Origin of the sequence: Roseateles toxinivorans (assembly GCF_004362525.1) — a bacterium.
GTDB lineage: Bacteria > Pseudomonadota > Gammaproteobacteria > Burkholderiales > Burkholderiaceae_C > Paucibacter > Paucibacter toxinivorans.
On the sequence record NZ_SNXS01000008.1, the window covers coordinates 73,656 to 93,589 of the forward strand.

Here is a 19,934-nt window from a genome sequence, read left to right on the forward strand (position 1 = left end):
GGATCCCGGCCCTGCAAACCAGGCGTCGACCAGCTTCAGCAGACGCGGGGCCCCGTCGCTGGCCAGGCGGATCGTGCCGGAAGGCTCGAGCAGCAGCGTCTGCGCCGGCGCCGGCGCCGGCGCCGGCACCCAATGGTCGGGCCGGCTGCTGCGCACGGCCGCATCGCGCTGCAGTAGCCTGCTCGTTGACGACGACGGCAGCCAGCTCACCCTGGCCCACACCACCGGTAACGAGGGTCAGATCTTTGTCGCCAGCAGCGGCCGGGGCGACATGACGGTGCGCAACGGCGGCGCCGTGAACGCCTTCACCCTCGGCGTGGGCAACGGCTGGGAACTGGACAGCCAGGGCAGCGTCACGCTCGACGGCACAGGCAGCACGCTGACACTGGATGGCGTGGACTGGCATCGCCTGAGCATCAACCGCGGCAGCGTGACCGTCAGCGGCGGAGCGTTGCTCAACGCCGCGGCCTGCACCAATGCCCAGCTGATACTCGGTCAGAACGGCGGCACGCAGCGCCTGCTGATCTCGGGCGCCGGCGCCAAGCTGAGCTATGCGGACACGCTCAACGGCGGTCTCTGGATCGGACGCAGCGGCGCCACCGCCAACCTGTCGGTGGCCAACGGCGGCGCCATCGAAGGCGTGAACCTCATCCAGGTCGGCAACACCGGCGCGGTCGCAAGCTTCAACGTCAGCGGCCCCCTCAGCAGCATCACCTATGGCAGCAGCGTCGCCGACCTCTTCGTCGGCCGCGGTGCGGTCGGCGTGGCCGACAACGCCAACACCTTCAACCCGACGGTCAACATCGGCTGGAGCTCCAACGGCGTCCTGGCCATCCGTGACGGCGCGGCGCTGCGCATCGAGGGCCTGGCGCCCACCGGGCCCGAACTGTTCTTTGAGGGGGCCGGCGTCATTGCCGGCAATGGCTGGGGTGCGCCGTCGAGCGGTCGGATCGAGGTCAGCGGCCCGGGCTCCAAACTCGAGACCCTGGGCAGCAATCCCTTCATCACTGTCGGTGGCGGCGCCTAGGGCAGCGGCCACCTGGGCATTTTGGACGGCGCTCTGGTGCGGACCACGCTGATGGGCATCGCCGACTTCGGCGCCGCCGGTACCACCCAGATCGACAACGCCACGCTCAGGCTCGAGGGCGCCTGACGCACCAGCTGCAGCATCGGCGCCAGCCTCTCGGTCGGCTCTGGCACCGGCAACTCGCCCGGCACGCTCACCATCAATGGCAGCTTCACGGCGGCGGCCGGCTCGCGCCTGGTGCAGGAGGTGCAGAGCGACGGCCTGGGCGGCTTTGTCACCGATAAACTTGTGCTGGCGGGCGCCCATGCCGTGGACCAGACCGGCCTGGCAATCGAGTTCAGGTTCCTCGGCGCCACCGACCCCAATGCCTCCCAGGCCGGCGGCGGCTTCGACGTGGACCGCTTCATGAGCGCCGCCGACGCGGCCCTTCCCGATGAAGCCTTCAGCGGCGTGCAGTTCAGCGCCAGTGCCTGCCAGTACACGATCAGCAACTTCAGCTACACAGCGGACGGCGGCGCGGTGTTCCAGGCGCAGGCGGTGCCTGAGCCGGGAACCTGGGCGCTTTGGGGGCTGGGCCTGGGCGCACTGGCAGTACTGCGTCGCCGGGGTGGATAGACTCGGGGCATGCCCGCCCTCGCCCCAGAACTGACTCGTGACGGCCACGTCGCCACCCTGCTGCTGCGCCGCCCCCGCGTCGCCAACCGGCTGGAGATAGACGACATCGCCCTGCTGCGCGAGCACATCGCCAGCGTCAATGCCAACCCCGAGCTGCGCGTGCTGCGGCTGCGCGGCGCCGGCAAGCACTTCTGCGCCGGCTTCAATATCGGCAGCGTGCCAGGGGTCGATGCCGGCGCGCTGTTCGAGGCGCTGGCGGATGACCTGGAGCGGGCTCGGCCGGTCACCGTGGCCGAGATCCACGGCGGCATCTATGGCGGCGCCACCGATCTGGCCCTGGCCTGCGACTTTCGTCTGGGCGCGCGCAGCACCGAGATGTTCGTGCCGGCCGCCCGGCTGGGCCTGCACTTCTACCGCGGCGGCCTGCAGCGCTATGTCACGCGCCTGGGCCTGGGCATGGCCAAAAGGGTGCTGCTCGCCGGAGAGACGCTGCACTCGCAGCAGATGCTGGACTGCGGCTTTCTAGACCAGCTGCATGACACGCCCGAGGCGCTGGGTCAGGCGGCCGAGGCGCTGATCGCGCAACTGCTGGCGATGGCGCCGCTGGCCCTGCTGGGCATGAAGCAGCATCTGAATGCGATCGCCCGAGGTGCGCTCAATGAGGCGGCGCTGCAGGCAGACATCGCCCGCTCAGTGGCCTCGCAGGATCTGGCCGAGGGCGTGCGCGCCTGGAGCGAGAAGCGCCAGCCCGTGTTCAGGGCTTGCTGAGCGGGCCGGTGCCGGCCGTGCGCGAGAACACCCGGCGCTCGGCGGCGTTGCGTTCGTGCTTGCGGGCAATATTGCCGCAGACCAGATCGCACAGCGCGAACACCGCCGGATCGGCGATGCGGTAGAACACCGAAGTGCCGCGCCCCTCACGCTCGACCAGGCCCTGCTGCTGAAGATGGGTCAGGTGGCGCGAGACGTTGGCGGCCGTGTAGCCGCAGGCCTTGGCCAGCTCGCCGACATTGCGCTCGCCACCGCGCAGCAGATTGAGTATCTGCAGCCGCGTCGGCTCCGACAGCGCCTGGAAATAGGCCGCCACCTGTTGCAGGGCCTCGGGGGGCAGATCTTCCATGCTCGGATGCACGCTCGTGATGATAGGGGTGAGCCCGCATGATAAGTGGCCTCAGGCCGCCGCGGGCGGGACGGCAAGGGCGGAGTCTGTCGCAGCCAGGGCCAGCAAGTCGGCCTCGTCCAGCGTTTCGCGGGCCATCAGCGCCTTCACGCAGCGCTCCAGCACCGCGCGACGCTGCTCCAGCAAGGTGCCGGCGCGGGCCATCGCCTGGCTCAGCAGGCCGCGCACCGCCTCATCGATCTGCTGCGCGGTCTGCGGGCCCAGGCTGCCGGCGGCCGCGCCCTCGGGCATGGCCAGCATGCTGCCCGGTCGCTCGGCGTAGGCCACCGGGCCCAGGCCCTCGTCCATGCCGAAGCGCTGCACCATGTCGCGCGCCAAATCGGTGGCTCGGGCCAAGTCGTCGGCCGCCCCGGTGGACGGTTCGCCGAAGACCAGCAGCTCGGCCGCACGGCCGCCCAGCAGCACGCACAGCTTGTCCTGCAGTTCGCTGCGGCGCAGCAGATGGCGGTCCTCGGTGGGCCGCTGCAGGGTATAGCCCAGCGCGCCTATGCCATGCGGCACGATGGACACTTTGTGCACCCGGTCCACGCCGGGCAGTGCCAGCGCGGTCAAGGCATGGCCCAGTTCGTGCGTGGCAACAAGCTCGCGCTCACGCGGGCTCTGCAGGCTGTGCTTCTTCTCGATGCCGGCGACGATGCGCTCGATCGCCGCGGTGAAGTCGGCCAGGCTCACGGACTCGGCATTGCGCCGCGTCGCCACCAGCGCCGCCTCGTTGACGACATTGGCCAGATCGGCGCCGGCAAACCCCACGGTGATGGCCGCGACCTGGTCCAGATCGACACCGGCGGCCAGGCGAATCTTCTTCGCATGGACCTTCAGTATGGCCACGCGGCCGGCGCGGTCGGGCCTGTCCACCAGCACCTGGCGGTCAAACCGGCCGGCACGCAGCAGGGCCGGGTCCAGGATCTCGGGCCGGTTGGTGGCGGCCAGCAGCACCACACCGACGCTGGGGTCGAAGCCGTCCAGCTCAACCAGCAGTTGGTTCAAGGTCTGCTCGCGCTCGTCATGGCCGCCGGATACCGGGAACACGCCGCGGGCCTTGCCCAGCGCGTCGAGTTCGTCGATAAAAATGATGGCAGGCGCATGGGCACGGGCCTGCTCGAACAGATCGCGCACCCGCGCGGCACCAACGCCCACGAACATCTCGATGAACTCCGAACCGCTGATCGAGAAGAAGGCGACGCCGGCCTCCCCGGCCACGGCACGGGCCAGCAGGGTCTTGCCGGTACCCGTGGGCCCCATCAGCAGCACGCCCTTGGGCACGCGGGCACCCAGCCGGCCATGCTCCTTCGGGTGCTTGAGGAACTCGACGATCTCCTGCAACTCGGCCTTGGCCTCATCGACGCCGGCCACATCGTCGAAGCGCACGCCAGTGCTCCTCTCCATGTAGACCTTGGCCTTGCTCTGGCCAATGCCCAACAGACCGCCGCCGCCGAAGCGCCCGGCAAGGCGCCGTGACATGAAGGTCCAGACGCCCATCATGAGCAGCAACGGCGCCACCCAGCCGACAAGATCCTGCAGCCAGGTCGGCTCGTGCACGCGCTGGTAGGGCACATCGTAGACGGACAGGCGCTCGGCCAGTTGCGGCTCCACCAGCATCGAGACGACCAGCTGCTTGCCGTTGGCGTCCGGGGCCTTCAGCCGGCCGGTGATGACGCGATCGCCCACCACCACCTCGGCGAATCGGCCGTCGCGCAGCTGCTGCTCGAAGGCGCTGTAGGGCAGGGTCTCGATGCTGCGGCTCTGCGCCCACCAGTCCCTGGCGAGCAGCACCAGCGCCAGCACGAACACCAGCGTGCCCCAACTCCAGCTCTGACGCTTCTCCATCGTCGCTCCCGCGCAAGCGGGTCCGGCCCCGCAGCGCACAGCATGCGATGGCCCGGCTGCGGCTGTCTTGACCCAGGTCAAGGGGGCCGGAGCGCTGCCTGCGCATCATGGGCACCATTGTCTGGGAGCACTTCTTTTGAGCATCCGCCTGGCATTGGATCCGACATGAGCCCCGCCTCAAACTTTGACTTCGCTCAAACGCCAAAGAAGCGGCATCTTGCGTTGAAGCAAAAACTCGGCCGTTTCGCCACGCCACAGTGGCAGCACCTGTACTCAAAGAGCACGCCATGGACATCGCCCCCCACCCGTTTGGCTACTCCTCCACAAGCCCGATCATGAACAACGCGCTCGCCGCCGCCCCGCCGTTGCCGGTCCATGACGGCCTGTATGCCGCTTTGCGCCAGGCCAATGGCGCCCAGTCGCTCGGCGAGGCCGCCCTGCTGGCGCTGGCCCGGATCGGCCACTCCCATGCGGTGGCGCCCAAGGCCTGCGTGATTCAACGCGGCCAGCCGGCCCATGCGCTGTGGCTGCTGACCCAGGGCACGGTCTGTGTCGGCAACCATGATTCGCAGGGCCACTGGTGGCAGACACACACGGTCGAGGCCCACGGCTGGATCGACCTCAGCAGCGCCTGGCTGGGCGGGCCCTATCTGGAGACGGCCCAGGCGCAGACGGCGGTCTGGGTGCATGAGTTTCCGGTGGACGAGCTGGCTGCCGTGGCCGCCGCCCACCCCGAGGTGTCGCGCTGGCTGCTGACTTCGATGGCCGCCAGCGTCCGTCGGCTGACCAGCGATGTGCACGATCTGCTGGCCAAGGATGTGATGGCGCGCTGCGCCGGCTGGCTGCTGGACTCGCTGAGCAGCAGCGAAGACCCGAACGAGCTGGTGCTGCATCAGCACAAGCGCTTCATCGCCTCGCAGCTGGGCACCTCGCCGGAGACCTTCTCGCGCACGCTGCGCCAGCTGCGCGAGATCGGCGCGGTGGAAATCGACCGCTATCGCATCCGCGTCCATGATGTGCCCGCGCTGCTGCGCCTGTCGGGTCGCGCGCCGCTGGACAAGCCCCCGGCTTGATTTCAGTCAAGCAATAATTGCCCCGGGCGGCTAGCATCGGCCCATGCAAGCCCGCCAAAGCCTCGCCTTCAAGCTCACCGCCAGCGGTGTCGCCTGCCTGGTGCTGGCGCTGGCCTCGATCGCGCTGACCCTGTGGGTGACCTGGCAGCTCGAGGGCGGTGCCGCGGCGGTCAACGAGGCCGGCCGCATGCGCATGATGACCTATCGCATGGCCCTGGACATCTCCACCGGCCAGCGTGCCGGCCTGGCCCAGCAGGCGGCGGCGCTGGATGCCACGCTGGACCTGCTGCACAGCGGCGACCCCTCGCGCCCGCTGTTCGTCCCCTCGGGTGATGCCTCGCGCCGCGAACTTGCCCTGGTGCGCCAGCAATGGCTGGACCTGCGCGAGACCTGGCTGGACCAGCGCATGCCGGTCAGCCCCGGCCAGGTCGAGGTCATGGTGGCCCGTATCGACCAATTCGTGACCGTGATCGAGCAGCGGCTGTCCTACTGGACGGCGGTGCTGAGCGGCTTCCAGCTGGCACTGATCGCCCTGTCCATAGGCAGCGCGCTGATGCTGCTTTATGCCAGCCATCTGATGGTGCTCGATCCGCTGAAACGCCTGGGCCAGGCACTCGGGGCCATCCGCGGCGGTGACTTCGGCACCCGGGTCAAGGTCAGGGCCGATGACGAATTCGGCGAGCTGGCAGTGGGTTTCAATGCCATGGCCGCCCGCCTGCAATCGCAGTACGCCGAGCTGGAAGACAAGGTGCGCGACAAGACCGCCAAGATCGAGGCCCAGCGCCAGCGCCTGGGCGCGCTGTACGAAGTCAGCGCCTTCATTGCCGAGGCGGAGAACCTGGACGATATGGCGCGCGGCTTCGTCAGCAAGATACGCCGCATCGCCCGCGCCGACGCCGTGGCACTGCGCTGGTCGGACGCCGCCAACAAACGCTATCTGCTGCTGGCCCAGGAGGGCCTGCCGGCCAGCTTCAGGCACGAGGAGCAATGCTTGCCCAGCGGCGACTGCCACTGCGGTCAGAGCGCGGCCACCGCGCGCACCCGCGTGATAGCGATCCATGCCGAGCCGGGTCCCCACGGTCTGTGCGGACGCGCCGGCTTCGAAACCCTGCTGACCGTGCCGGTGAGTCTGCACCATCACATCCACGGCGAGATCGACCTGTTCTTCCGCAGCCCGCAAGCGGTGTCGCAGGAGGACCAGTCCCTGGTCGAACTGCTGGCCAGCCACCTGGCCGGCGGCATGGAGGGTCTGCGCGCCGCCGCCTCTGAAAAAGAGGCCGCCGTGGCCAGCGAGCGCAGCCTTCTGGCCCAGGAGTTGCACGACTCGATCGCCCAGTCCCTGGCCTTTCTGAAGATACAGGTGCAGCTGCTGCGCGGCGCTTTGCGCAAGGGCGATGCGCCGGCCACCGAGCGCAGCCTGGCCGAGATCGAGACCGGCGTGCTGGAAAGCTATGGCGATGTGCGCGAGTTGCTGATGCACTTCCGCACCCGTGTCGATGTCGAGGACATCGAGCCGGCGCTGCGCACCACCCTGCAGAAGTTCGAGCACCAGACCGGCCTGAGCACCGAGCTGCAGACCGAGGGCCATGGCGTGCCGCTGCCGCCCGACATCCAGATCCAGGTCTTGCATGTCATCCAGGAGGCGCTGTCCAATGTGCGCAAGCACTCGCAGGCCAGCCATGTCCGGCTGCGGGTGCAGCAGACCCCGCAGTGGCGCTTCGAGGTGATGGACAACGGCGTGGGCTTCGACCCCGCCCCCGATCCCGGCGAGAGCCATGTGGGCATGCGCATCATGCGCGAACGCGCCCAGCGCATCGGCGCCGAGCTCAGCGTCCAATCGACGCCGGGCGCGGGCACGCGGGTGCAGATCAGCGTGCCCCAGAACCTTGGCACCGAGGACCCGGATATCCATGAAAACGCCCTTGCGACTGCTGGTCGTTGACGACCATTCACTGTTCCGACGCGGTCTGATCGCGCTGCTGTCGCAGCACGAGAATCTCAGCGTGGTCGGCGAGGCCGGAGACGCCGGCGAGGCGCAGCGCCTGGTGGCCGCCTTGCAGCCCGACGTGCTGTTGCTGGACAATCACCTGCCCGGGGTGCGGGGCGTCGACGCCCTGCCCGCCCTGCGCGAGGCCGCACCGCAGACCCGGGTGCTGATGCTGACTGTCAGCGAGAACGAGGCCGACCTGGCCCAGGCGCTGCACGCCGGCGCCCAGGGCTATCTGCTGAAGACCATAGACGGCGACGCACTGCTGGCGGCGATCGAGGCCTGCGCGCGCGGCGAGTCGGTGATCAGCCCGGAGCTGACCGGCAAGCTGGTGACGGCGCTGCAGAGCGCACTGCGCCCGGCGCCCGCCGAGACTCAGTCCCCTGCCGATCCGCTGGACGCGCTGTCGCCGCGCGAGCGCGACACACTGCGCGAGATCGCCCGCGGCGCCAGCAACAAGGAGATTGCCCGCACCCTGGAGATTGCCGAGACGACGGTGAAGATCCATGTGCAGCACATCCTGCGCAAGCTCAATCTGAGCTCGCGCGTGCAGGCGGCGGTGTTTGCCAGCGAGCGGGGGCTGGTGCCGGCCGAGCGCTGATCAGGCCAGCGACTCGTACAACTCGACAAACTGCTGCGTCAGCTTGTGGCGCGGGTCGAGGTGGATCATCGGCCGCGACAGCTCATGCGACTCCTTCATCTTCACACTGGAGCTCAGATAGGGCTGCAGCACCGGCAGGCCCTCGTCTATCAGCTCCTGCACGGTGCGCTGCGGCAGCACGGCGCGGGGCTGGAACTGGTTGACGACGATGCCCTCCACCGTCAGCCCCTTGTTGTGGTCGGACTGGATCTCGGTCACGCTCTCCAGCAGGCTGTAGAGGGCCCGGCGCGAGAAGTCGTCGCAGTCGAAGGGGATCAGGCAGGTCTCGGCGGCTATCAGGGCCGAGCGGGTGTAGAAGTTCAGCGCCGGCGGGGTGTCGATCCAGATCTGGTCGTAGTCCTCGCCCAGCTCGACCAGCGCATCGCGCAGCTTGTAGATCTTGTAGCGGCTCTCCAGCTTGCCGTGCAGCTCGTCGAGCAGGGGGCTGGAGCCCATCAGGTGCAGGTTCTCCCAGGGGGTGGCAACGATGAAGTCGCTGGTCTTGGGCGCGCGCACGCTGAACTTCAGCGTCGTTTCCAGAAACTCGGCCGCGCCGGGCTGGGGTTCGTCAGCTGCCTCACCAAGCAAATAGCGGGTGCTGTTGCCCTGGGGATCCAGATCGACCACCAGCGTGCGCTGGCCCTGGAAAGCGGCAATCGCCGCCAGGTTGGAGGTGATGGTGGACTTGCCCACCCCGCCCTTCTGATTGAAAACGACGCGTCGCATGAGGATCCCGGCAGCTGCTGCAATTGGCCTATTGTGCACCGCAACATTTACACTGGACAAGACAGCTGAGCGTTGCCGGACGTAAGCTGAATGCCAGTCCCGAGGCGTCAACTCCGGCATGGATCTATCAAACCCCAAGGAGACAGAGCATGAGCAAGCGTGATGTGGTGGTGCTGGGCGCGGCCCGTTCGGCCATCGGTACTTTCGGCGGCGGCCTGGCCGATATCGAGCCGGCGGAGCTGGCCGGCACGGTGATGAAGGAGGCGGTGCAGCGCTCCGGCGTCGACCCCAAGGCGATCAACTATGTGACCGTGGGCAACACCATCCCGACCGAAAGCCGCTTTGCCTATGTGGCCCGCGTGGCCTCGATACAGGCCGGCCTGCCGATGGACTCGGTGGCGATGTCGGTCAACCGCCTGTGCTCCTCGGGCCTGCAGGCCATCGTCACGACGGCTCAGAACATCCTGCTCGGTGACTGCGACTATGGCGTCGGCGGTGGCGTCGAGGTGATGAGCCGCAGCGGCTATCTGTCGGCAGCGATGCGCACTGGCGCCCGCATGGGCGACACCAAGCTGATCGACATGATGGTCGCCACCCTGACCGACCCGTTCGGCGTCGGCCATATGGGCATCACGGCCGAGAACTTGGTGACCAAATGGGGCATCACGCGCGAGGAGCAGGACGCACTGGCCGTGGAATCGCACCGCCGCGCCGCAGCGGCCATTGCCGAGGGCCGCTTCAAGGACCAGATCGTGCCCATCGTCAAGCAGACCCGCAAGGGCGAGGTCGTCTTCGACACCGACGAGCATGTGAAGGCGAATACGACCATGGAGACGCTGGCCAAGATGAAGCCGGCCTTCAAGAAGGACGGCTCTGTCACCGCCGGCAATGCCTCGGGCATCAATGACGGCGCGGCCTTCTTCGTGCTCGCCGATGCCGCCGTGGCTGCGGCCGCCGGCCACAAGCCAATGGCGCGACTGGTGTCCTACGCCGTCGCCGGCGTGCCCAACGAGATCATGGGCGAGGGCCCCATCCCCGCCTCCAGGCTGGCACTGCAGAAGGCCGGCCTGCGCCTGGACCAGATCGACGTGATCGAGAGCAACGAAGCCTTCGCCGCCCAGGCGATTGCCGTCGCCCGCGGCCTCGAGCTGGACATGAGCAAGACCAATGTCAACGGCGGCGCCATCGCCCTGGGCCACCCGATCGGCTGCTCGGGTGCCTTCCTGGCCACCAAGGCGATCTACGAGCTGCATCGCAGCGGCGGCCGCTATGCGCTGGTGACGATGTGCATCGGCGGTGGGCAGGGGATTGCTACGGTGTTTGAGCGGCTGTAAGAACGCACCTACGCCACACTGCATCCGCGCAGGCGCAGCCCCGCCAGACGACGGGCGCCTGTGCGGGGCCGAGGAGCGCAGCGGCTTGGGCCAGCACGCGCCAGCGTGCGTATCAAAAACTGACTGGGCGCGTTTGTCTGAACGCAGCGAGCAAGGCGAGCGTAGTGAGTTACGCGCCCGGCCCAAGACGGGAGCACCGCAGGGCAGTCGCCCTGCAAGGGCGCCCCCCGCACTGAAGCCCGGCGGCTGGCGGGGCTGGGCCTGCGCCGCCACCCGCAGCCCCCCCTGACTTCAACGCCCGTTGAGCGGATACGCCGGGTCGGTATAGCCCGGCGTCGACGGATGACCCGGGCGCACCAATGAATCGACCAGCGCCTCGTCTTCCGCGCTGATCACGCAGTCCAGCGCACCGAGATAGTCGGTCCATTGCGCCAGGGTGCGCGGGCCGGCGATCACCGAGCTGACGCGGGGGTTGGCCAACACCCAGGCGGTGGCGAAGTGGCTCAAGGCGCGACCCGAGCCGTCGCAGTGCGCTTTCAGCGTCTGCGCGACCTGCAGCGACTCTTCGCGGAACTCCGTTTCCAGCATGCGCTTGTCGCCACGGGCGGCGCGCGAACCCTCGGCGGGCTGGCTGCCGGGTGCGTACTTGCCCGAGAGCACGCCGCGTGCGATCGGGCTGTAGGGCACGACGCCGATGCCGTGGTGGGCGCAGACCGGCAGCACCTCGACCTCGGGCTGGCGGTTCAGCAGGTTGTAATAGGGCTGGCAGACCACCGGGCCGGGCATGTTCAGCGCCCGCGCCATGTGCACCATTTCGGCAATGCGCCAGCCGCGGAAGTTCGACACGCCCCAGTAGCGGATCTTGCCCTGCTGCAGCAGCGTGGCAATGGCGCGCAGCGGCTCCTCCAGGTCCATGCCGTTGAAGTCGCGGTGCAGGTAGTAGATGTCGATGTGGTCGGTGGCCAGGCGCTGCAGGCTGGCCTCGCACTCGCGCAGCACCCAGGCCCGGGAATACTGCGACTCGTTCGGCCGCTCCGACATCATGTTGCCCAGCTTGGTGGCCAGCACCCAGTCGTGGCGCCGGCCCTTCAGCAACTCGCCGACCATCGCTTCGGAACGCCCCTTGGAATAGACATCGGCGGTGTCGATGAAGTTGACGCCATGCTCCTGAGCATGGTCAACGATGCTGCGCGCCTCGGCCAGTTCCGTCTGGTCGGCAAACATCATCGTGCCCAGGCACAGGCGCGAGACCTTGAGCGGGCTCTTGCCCAGGTTCTGGTATTGCATGAGAGTCCTTTGTCAGCGATTCGCCATGGTAACGGGCCGCCGGGGCCTTGATCCAGCGCAAGCATCGCGGCCATCCCGGCCGCGCTAGTTCTTCAGAACTAGGACGGCCTGCTCCGACCTCCTGCCTTTGGCCGGCGGCCGACCTACCACCGGCGGATGTTCAACGCAGGGCCGAAAGCGGACAGTGACTCCCAAAGAACCGGAGTCCGTCATGGCCCTCGCAAGTACCTCTCAAAACAGCACAAACCACAATGGCAAAGCCCTCTCGGTGCTGATCGTCAGCACCCTGGCCTTCACCGTCTGCTTCATGGTCTGGATGATGTTCGGCGTGATCGGCATACCGATCAAGAAGGCGCTGAACCTCAATGCCACCGAATTCGGCCTGCTGACGGCCACGCCGGTGCTGACCGGCTCGCTGATACGCGTGCCGCTGGGGATCTGGACCGACCGGTTTGGTGGCCGCATCGTCATGACCATACTGATGGCCATCACCGTGCCTGCGATCTGGTTGATGGCCTATGCCACAGAGTACTGGCACTTCCTGACCATAGGCCTGTTCGTCGGCCTGGCCGGCGGCTCGTTCTCGGTGGGCACGCCCTATGTGGCGCGCTGGTTCCCGAAGAACCGCCAGGGCTTTGCAATGGGCGTCTATGGTGCCGGCAACTCGGGTGCCGCGGTCAACAAGTTCGTCGCCCCGGCCCTGGTGGTGGGCTTCGGCTGGGCCATGGTGCCCCAGGTCTATGCCGCGGTGATGCTGGGCGCGGTGCTGCTGTTCTGGTTCTTCAGCGCCAGTGACCCCGCCCACCTGGTACCCAGCACCGTCAAGTTCAGCGATCAGCTGAAGGCGCTGAAGGACCCGGCCGTGCTCAAGTACTGCCAGTACTACAGCATCGTGTTCGGCGGCTATGTGGCGCTGTCGCTGTGGATGGTGCAGTACTACGTCGGCGAGTATGGTCTGGACATCCGCGTCGCCGCCCTGCTGGCCGCCTGCTTCTCGCTGCCCGGCGGCGTGCTGCGCGCCATCGGCGGCTGGCTGTCCGACAAGTATGGCGCGCACAGCGTCACCTGGTGGGTGATGTGGGTGAGCTGGATCTGCCTGTTCCTGCTGTCCTATCCGCAGACCGACTTCACCATCACCACCATCAACGGCGCGACCACCTTCCACATCGGCCTCAACGTCTATGCCTTCACCGGCCTGATGTTCATCCTCGGCATCGCCTTCGCCTTCGGCAAGGCCAGCGTCTTCAAGTACATCAGCGACGACTACCCCAAGAACATCGGCACGATCAGCGGCATTGTCGGCCTGGCCGGCGGCCTGGGCGGCTTCGTGCTGCCGATCGCCTTCGGCGTGCTGGTGGACCTGACCGGCATCCGCTCCTCGGCCTTCATGCTGATGTATGGCGTGGTCTGGGTCTCGCTGATCTGGATGTACTTCACCGAGGTGCGTCGCACCGACCTGCTGGGCCCCCACGGCAATGCCGTGCCGGCCCGCGCCTGACCCTCCTCCAACAGGAACCATCATGAACAACGCAACAGCCAGTACGCGCGGGAAAGTCCTGCCGATCTGGACCCCAGAGGACAAGACCTTCTGGGAGCGAGAAGGCGAGGCCGTGGCCAAGCTGAATCTGTGGATTTCGGTGCCCGCCCTGTTCCTGGCTTTTGCCATCTGGCAGGTCTGGAGCGTGGTCGCCGTGGGTCTGCCGGCCCTGGGCTTCAAGTACTCGACAAACCAGCTGTTCTGGCTGGCCGCGGCGCCGGCCCTGTCCGGCGCCACCCTGCGCATCTTCTACTCCTTCATCGTGCCCCTGGTCGGCGGCCGGCGCTGGACGGCGATCTCCACCGCCACCCTGCTGATCCCGGCCCTGGGCATTGGCTTTGCGGTGCAGGACAACACCACCAGCTACCCGACCATGCTGACCCTGGCCCTGCTGTGCGGCCTGGGCGGCGGCAACTTCAGCTCCAGCATGGCCAATATCAGCTTCTTCTTTCCGAAGGAGCGCAAGGGCTCGGCGCTTGGCGTCAATGCCGGCCTCGGTAATCTGGGCGTGTCGGTGGTGCAGTTCCTGAGCCCCCTGGTCGTCACGGCCGGCATCTTCGGCGTGTTCGGCGGCGATGCGCAGACCATCGTGAAGAACGGCCAGACGCTGCAGGTGTGGACGCAGAACGCCGCCTTCATCTGGGTGCCGTGGATCGCACTGGCCTCGCTGGCCGCCTGGTTCGGCATGAATGACATCGCCGACGCCAAGGCCTCGTTCGCAACGCAGGCCACCATCTTCGGCCGCAAGCACAACTGGCTGATGTGCGTGCTGTACCTGGGCACCTTCGGCTCCTTCATCGGTTATGCCGCCGGCTTTCCTCTGCTGATCAAGAGCCAGTTCCCCGGCATCAACCCGCTGGCCTATGCCTGGCTGGGCCCGCTGGTCGGCGCGGTGATACGCCCGGTCGGCGGCTGGCTGGCCGACAAGGCCGGCGGCGCCCGCGTCACCTTCTGGAACTTCATCGTCATGGCCGGCGCGGTGCTGGGCGTGATCTACTTTTTGCCCACGGGCCCGTCAGGAGGCAACTTCACCGGCTTCTTCTTGATGTTCCTGGTGCTGTTCCTGACCACCGGCATCGGCAACGGCTCGACCTTCCGCATGATCCCGGTGATCTTCCTGAACCAGAAGCTCCGCGAGATCGACACGCGCGACGCCGCGGCCGTGGCCCGGGCCACCAAGGAAGGCAATACCGAGGGCGCGGCCACGCTGGGCTTCACCGCCGCGATGGCGGCCTACGGCGGCTTCTTCATCCCCAAGAGCTATGGCACCTCGATCTCGCTGACCGGCGGGCCCGAGGCCGCCCTCTACGTCTTCTTCTCGTTCTATCTGCTGTGCATCGCCATCACCTGGTGGCACTACGCGCGCAAGAACGCGCCCATGCCCTGTTAAGGAATCTGTCATGAGCCATTTTCTCGATCGCCTCACCCACTTCTCGCAGCCCAAGGAGAGCTTCTCCGGCGGCCACGGCCTCACCACCGGCGAGGACCGTACCTGGGAAGACGCCTACCGCAACCGCTGGGCCCACGACAAGATCGTGCGCTCCACCCACGGCGTGAACTGCACCGGCTCCTGCTCGTGGAAGATCTACGTCAAGGGCGGCATCGTCACCTGGGAAACGCAGCAGACCGACTACCCGCGCACGCGGCCCGACCTGCCCAACCACGAGCCGCGCGGCTGCGCCCGTGGCGCCAGCTACTCCTGGTATCTGTACAGCGCCAACCGCGTCAAGTACCCGCTGGTGCGAGCCCGCCTGCTGAAGGCCTGGCGCGCCGCGTTGATGGTGGCCAAGAGCCCGGTCGACGCCTGGGCCAGCATCGTCGAGAACCCCGAGGCACGCGAGCAATGGGTCAAGCAGCGCGGCCTGGGCGGCATGGTGCGCTCCGAGTGGGACGAGGTGAACCAGATCATCGCCGCGGCCAATGTCTACACGATCAAGAAGCATGGACCGGACCGCATCATCGGCTTCTCGCCGATACCGGCCATGAGCATGGTCAGCTATGCCGCCGGCTCGCGCTATCTGTCGCTGATCGGCGGCGTGTGCATGAGCTTCTACGACTGGTACTGCGACCTGCCCCCCAGCAGCCCCCAGGTCTGGGGCGAGCAGACCGACGTGCCCGAGTCGGCCGATTGGTACAACAGCACCTTCATCATCGCCTGGGGCTCCAATGTGCCGCAGACGCGGACGCCGGACGCCCACTTCTTCACCGAGGTGCGCTACAAGGGCGCCAAGACGGTGGCGGTGACGCCCGACTATGCCGAGGTCAGCAAGCTGGCCGACCTGTGGATGCACCCCAAGCAGGGCACCGATGCGGCACTGGCGATGGCCATGGGCCATGTGATCCTGAAGGAGTTCTACTTCGACAAGCGCTCGGCCTACTTCGACGACTACGCGCGCCGCTACACCGATCTGCCGATGATCGTGCAGCTGGAGGAGCGCACGCTGGACGACGGCCGCAAGGTGCTGGTCAGCCAGCGCTATCTGCGCGCCAGCGACTTCAACGGCAAGCTGGGCCAGGACAACAACCCCGAGTGGAAGACGCTGGCCTTCGACGCGCTCGGCAAGGTTGTGCTGCCGAATGGCTCGATCGGCTTCCGCTGGGGCCCGGACGGCCGCAAGGACGGCGGCAAGTGGAACCTCGAAGACAAGGAGGCCCGCCACGATCAGGACGTCAAGCTGCGCCTGTCGGTGGCCGAGGGCCAGGAGGGGCATGAGATCGCCGAGGTCGGCTTCCCCTACTTCGCCGGCATCGACACGCCGCACTTCGACGCCAACAAGCAGGGCGGCGATGTGATGGTGCGCAAGCTGCCGGTGCAGCGCATCAAGCTGGGCAAGGCCGGCGAGGAGCGCGAGGTGCTGGTCACCACCGTGTTCGACCTGCTGGTCGCGCACTACGGCGTGGAGCGCGGCTATGGCGACGGCGCCAAGAGCTATGACGACGACGCACCCTACACCCCTGCCTGGCAGGAGAAGATCACCGGCGTGCCGCGTGACCAGGTCATCACCGTCGGCCGGCAGTTCGCCGACAACGCCGACAAGACCAAGGGCAAGTCCATGGTCATCATCGGCGCGGCGATGAACCACTGGTACCACTGCGACATGAACTACCGCGGCATCATCAATATGCTGATGCTGTGCGGCTGCATAGGCCAGTCGGGTGGCGGCTGGGCGCACTACGTGGGCCAGGAAAAGCTGCGTCCGCAGACCGGCTGGACGCCGCTGGCCTTTGCGCTGGACTGGTCGCGCCCGCCGCGCCAGATGAACAGCACCAGCTTCTTCTATGCCCACACCGACCAGTGGCGCTACGAGAAGCTGGGCGTCGACGAGATCCTCTCGCCGCTGGCCGACAAGGCCGAGTTCGGCGGCAGCCTGATCGACTACAACGTGCGCGCCGAGCGGATGGGCTGGCTGCCCAGCGCGCCGCAGCTGAAAACCAACCCGCTGCAGGTGGTGCGCGATGCCGCCGGCGGCGACGTCAAGGCCCATGTGGTCAAGGGGCTGAAGGACGGCTCGTTGCAGATGAGTTGCGAGGACCCGGACCACCCGGCCAACTGGCCGCGCAATATGTTCGTCTGGCGCTCCAACCTGCTCGGCTCCTCGGGCAAGGGCCACGAGTACTTCCTCAAGCACCTGTTGGGCACCAGCCACGGCGTGCAGGGCAAGCATCTGGGCGCCGACGACGCCAAGCCCGACGAGGTGCGCTGGCACGAGCATGCGCCCGAGGGCAAGCTGGACCTGCTGGTGACGCTTGACTTCCGCATGAGCACGACCTGCCTGTACTCGGACATCGTGCTGCCCACCGCCACCTGGTACGAGAAGAACGATCTCAACACCAGCGATATGCATCCCTTCATCCACCCGCTGTCCACGGCGGTGGACCCGGCCTGGCAGTCCAAGAGCGACTGGGAGATCTACAAGGGCTTCGCCAAGGCCTTCTCCGAACTCTGCGTCGGCCATCTGGGCGTCGAGAAGGAGGTGGTGCTGACGCCGCTGATGCACGACACGCCGGCCGAACTGGCCCAGGGCCTGGACGTGCAGGACTGGAAGCGCGGCGAGGTCGAGCTGATCCCGGGCAAGACCGCACCGCAGATCACCGTGGTCGAGCGCGACTACCCGGCCACCTATGCCCGCTTCACCGCGCTGGGCCCCTTGATGGAATCGGCCGGCAACGGCGGCAAGGGCATTGGCTGGAACACCGTCGACGAGGTGCGGCAGCTGGCCGAGCTGAACGGCAAGGTCCATACCGAGGGCCCGACCAAGGGCATGCCGCGCATCGACACCGACATCGATGCCACCGAGGTGATACTGATGCTGGCTCCCGAGACCAACGGCCATGTCGCCGTCAAGGCCTGGGAGGCGCTGAGCAAGATCACCGGCCGCGACCACACCCATCTGGCTCGCCACCGCGAGGACGAGAAGATCCGCTTCCGCGACGTGCAGGCCCAGCCGCGCAAGATCATCTCGTCACCGACCTGGAGCGGGCTGGAGAGCGAGAAGGTCTCTTACAACGCCGGCTACACCAATGTGCACGAGTACATCCCCTGGCGCACCCTGACCGGCCGCCAGCAGTTCTACCAGGACCACAAGTGGATGCGCGCCTTCGGCGAGGAGTTCACCAGCTACCGTCCGCCGGTGGACATGAAGGCGGTGGCCGGCATCAGCGGCATCAAGCCCAATGGGAATAAAGAGATCGCGCTGAACTTCATCACGCCGCACCAGAAGTGGGGCATCCACTCGACCTACACCGACAACCTGATGATGCTGACCTTGAACCGGGGCGGCCCGGTGGTCTGGCTCAGCGAGGATGACGCACGCTCGGCGGGCATTGTCGACAACGACTGGATCGAGCTGTTCAACGCCAATGGCGCGATCGCGGCCCGGGCGGTGGTCAGCCAGCGCGTCAAGCCGGGCATGACGATGATGTATCACGCCCAGGAAAAAATCATCAACACCCCGGGCTCCGAGATCACCGGCCAGCGCGGCGGCATCCACAACTCGGTGACGCGCATCGTCACCAAGCCGACCCACATGATAGGCGGCTATGCGCAGCTGAGCTATGGCTTCAACTACTACGGAACCATAGGCACGAACCGCGACGAATTCGTCGTCGTGCGCAAGATGCACAAGATCGATTGGCTCGATGGCGAAGACAACACCGCGGGAGTGCAAGCATGAAGATACGCGCGCAAATCGGCATGGTGCTGAACCTGGACAAGTGCATTGGCTGCCACACCTGTTCGGTCACCTGCAAGAACGTCTGGACCAGCCGGCCCGGCATGGAATACGCCTGGTTCAACAATGTCGAGACCAAGCCCGGCATCGGCTACCCAAAGGACTGGGAGAACCAGGACAAGTGGAACGGCGGCTGGATACGCAATGCCGACGGCTCGATCGAGCCCAAGCAGGGGGGCAAGTGGAAGCTGCTGATGCGCATCTTCGCCAACCCCAATCTGCCGCAGATCGACGACTACTACGAGCCCTTCACCTTCGACTACGACCATCTGCAGTCGGCCCCGGAAATGAAGGCCACGCCGACGGCTCGCCCGCGCAGCCTGATCACCGGCAAGCGCATGCAGAAGATCGAGTGGGGCCCGAACTGGGAGGAGATCCTGGGCGGCGAATTCGCCAAGCGCTCCAAGGACAAGAATTTCGACGACATCCAGAAGGACATCTACGGCCAGTTCGAGAACACCTTCATGATGTACCTGCCCAGGTTGTGCGAGCACTGCCTGAACCCCGCCTGCGTGGCGAGCTGCCCCTCGGGCTCGATCTACAAGCGTGAGGAAGACGGTATCGTGCTGATCGACCAGGACAAGTGCCGCGGCTGGCGCATGTGCGTGTCGGGCTGCCCCTACAAGAAGATCTACTACAACTGGCAGAGCGGCAAGGCCGAGAAGTGCATCTTCTGCTACCCGCGCATCGAGGCCGGCCAGCCCACCGTCTGCTCCGAGACCTGCGTCGGCCGCATCCGCTATCTGGGCGTGATGCTGTACGACGCCGACGGCATACAGAAGGCGGCGAGCACCGAGCGCGACCGCGATCTGTACCAGGCCCAGTGCGACATCTTCCTCGACCCCAATGACCCGAAGGTGATCGCCCAGGCCCGTGCCGATGGCATCCCGGACAGCTGGCTGGAAGCGGCGAAGAAGAGCCCGGTCTGGAAGATGGCGATGGAGTGGAAGATCGCCCTGCCGCTGCACCCCGAGTACCGTACGCTGCCCATGGTCTGGTATGTGCCGCCGCTGTCGCCGATCACCGCCGCCGCCAATGCCGGCCATATCGGCATCAATGGCGCTATTCCGGACGTCACCCAGCTGCGCATCCCGGTCCAGTACCTGGCCAACCTGCTCACCGCCGGCGACACCCAGCCAGTCGTGCGCGCGCTGGACCGCATGCTGGCCATGCGCGCCTACCAGCGCGGCAAGCATGTCGATGGCGTCGAGTACCCGGAGCTGCTGCGCCAGGTGGACATGAGCGCCGCGCAGGTGGAGGACATGTACCAGGTGATGGCCATCGCCAACTACGAGGACCGCTTCGTGATCCCGAGCAGCCACCGCGAGTACGCCGAGAACACCTTCGACATGCGGGGCGGCTGCGGCTTCACCTTCGGCAATGGCTGCTCCGATGGCGCCAGCGAGGCCTCGCTGTTCGGTGGCACCAAGAAGCGGACCATACCGATCAAGGCAAGCCTGTGAGGAGCCCCCG

Annotated in this window: 15 protein-coding genes; 11 read left to right on the forward strand and 4 right to left on the reverse strand. The window is 66.9% G+C overall.

Annotated features, from left to right (window positions below; all coding sequences use genetic code 11):
* The first annotated feature begins 73 nt into the window (after window positions 1-73).
* The 3 genes from DES47_RS23105 to DES47_RS23115 all read left to right on the forward strand — a co-directional run bounded on the left by DES47_RS23105 (window position 74) and on the right by DES47_RS23115 (window position 2,410).
* Window positions 74-1,027, forward strand: coding sequence for a hypothetical protein (locus DES47_RS23105; RefSeq protein WP_133703141.1), 954 nt, complete (start codon window positions 74-76; stop codon window positions 1,025-1,027).
* A gap of 246 nt (window positions 1,028-1,273) precedes the next feature.
* A complete protein-coding gene (locus DES47_RS23110; protein ID WP_133703142.1) occupies window positions 1,274-1,642 on the forward strand; it encodes a PEP-CTERM sorting domain-containing protein in 369 nt (122 codons plus the stop codon).
* Window positions 1,643-1,651: 9 nt separating this feature from the next.
* The gene (locus DES47_RS23115) at window positions 1,652-2,410 is read left to right on the forward strand and encodes an enoyl-CoA hydratase/isomerase family protein (RefSeq protein WP_133703143.1); all 759 of its coding nucleotides are present in this window, start codon (window positions 1,652-1,654) and stop codon (window positions 2,408-2,410) included.
* Here the strand turns inward: DES47_RS23115 and DES47_RS23120 are convergent.
* Window positions 2,397-2,759 (reverse strand): ArsR/SmtB family transcription factor, encoded by a 363-nt coding sequence (locus tag DES47_RS23120; protein ID WP_133703144.1) that lies wholly within the window; start codon window positions 2,757-2,759, stop codon window positions 2,397-2,399. The two genes, DES47_RS23115 and DES47_RS23120, sit on opposite strands and share 14 nt — an antisense overlap.
* A gap of 51 nt (window positions 2,760-2,810) precedes the next feature.
* The gene (gene ftsH, locus DES47_RS23125) at window positions 2,811-4,646 is read right to left on the reverse strand and encodes an ATP-dependent zinc metalloprotease FtsH (protein ID WP_133703145.1); all 1,836 of its coding nucleotides are present in this window, start codon (window positions 4,644-4,646) and stop codon (window positions 2,811-2,813) included.
* Between the two features lie 287 nt (window positions 4,647-4,933).
* Here ftsH and DES47_RS23130 point away from each other — a divergent pair, with 287 nt between their 5' ends.
* From DES47_RS23130 to DES47_RS23140, 3 genes are read left to right on the forward strand one after another with little or no spacing between them, the layout of a single operon-like run.
* Entirely contained in the window at window positions 4,934-5,719 is a 786-nt protein-coding gene (locus tag DES47_RS23130) for a Crp/Fnr family transcriptional regulator (RefSeq protein WP_133703146.1), read from the forward strand.
* Between the two features lie 43 nt (window positions 5,720-5,762).
* Window positions 5,763-7,661 (forward strand): type IV pili methyl-accepting chemotaxis transducer N-terminal domain-containing protein, encoded by a 1,899-nt coding sequence (locus DES47_RS23135; RefSeq protein WP_133703147.1) that lies wholly within the window; start codon window positions 5,763-5,765, stop codon window positions 7,659-7,661.
* On the forward strand, window positions 7,630-8,307 hold the full coding sequence (locus tag DES47_RS23140; protein ID WP_208115096.1) for a response regulator: 678 nt from the start codon (window positions 7,630-7,632) through the stop codon (window positions 8,305-8,307). The genes DES47_RS23135 and DES47_RS23140 overlap by 32 nt, the downstream gene beginning before the upstream one ends.
* Here the strand turns inward: DES47_RS23140 and DES47_RS23145 are convergent, their stop codons facing one another.
* Window positions 8,308-9,072 (reverse strand): ParA family protein, encoded by a 765-nt coding sequence (locus DES47_RS23145; RefSeq protein ID WP_133703148.1) that lies wholly within the window; start codon window positions 9,070-9,072, stop codon window positions 8,308-8,310.
* 149 nt (window positions 9,073-9,221) lie between these two features.
* Between DES47_RS23145 and DES47_RS23150 the strand changes: the two genes are divergently transcribed.
* The gene (locus tag DES47_RS23150; protein WP_133703149.1) at window positions 9,222-10,406 is read left to right on the forward strand and encodes an acetyl-CoA C-acyltransferase family protein; all 1,185 of its coding nucleotides are present in this window, start codon (window positions 9,222-9,224) and stop codon (window positions 10,404-10,406) included.
* 291 nt (window positions 10,407-10,697) lie between these two features.
* Here the strand turns inward: DES47_RS23150 and DES47_RS23155 are convergent, their stop codons facing one another.
* A complete protein-coding gene (locus tag DES47_RS23155) occupies window positions 10,698-11,693 on the reverse strand; it encodes an aldo/keto reductase (protein WP_133703150.1) in 996 nt (331 codons plus the stop codon).
* A 211-nt stretch (window positions 11,694-11,904) separates the two neighbouring features.
* Between DES47_RS23155 and DES47_RS23160 the strand changes: the two genes are divergently transcribed.
* Genes DES47_RS23160 through narH form a run of 4 tightly spaced genes read left to right on the forward strand, consistent with a single transcriptional unit; the run spans window position 11,905 to window position 19,924 of the window.
* Entirely contained in the window at window positions 11,905-13,191 is a 1,287-nt protein-coding gene (locus DES47_RS23160; protein ID WP_133703151.1) for an MFS transporter, read from the forward strand.
* A 22-nt stretch (window positions 13,192-13,213) separates the two neighbouring features.
* Window positions 13,214-14,620 carry an MFS transporter gene (locus DES47_RS23165; protein WP_133703152.1) on the forward strand — a complete coding sequence of 469 codons (1,407 nt, stop codon included), beginning with the start codon at window positions 13,214-13,216 and terminating at the stop codon, window positions 14,618-14,620.
* A gap of 10 nt (window positions 14,621-14,630) precedes the next feature.
* A complete protein-coding gene (locus DES47_RS23170) occupies window positions 14,631-18,404 on the forward strand; it encodes a nitrate reductase subunit alpha (RefSeq protein ID WP_133703153.1) in 3,774 nt (1,257 codons plus the stop codon).
* Window positions 18,401-19,924 (forward strand): nitrate reductase subunit beta, encoded by a 1,524-nt coding sequence (narH, locus tag DES47_RS23175; protein ID WP_133703154.1) that lies wholly within the window; start codon window positions 18,401-18,403, stop codon window positions 19,922-19,924. Before DES47_RS23170 ends, narH begins: the two co-directional genes overlap by 4 nt.
* The last annotated feature ends 10 nt before the right edge of the window (window positions 19,925-19,934 follow it).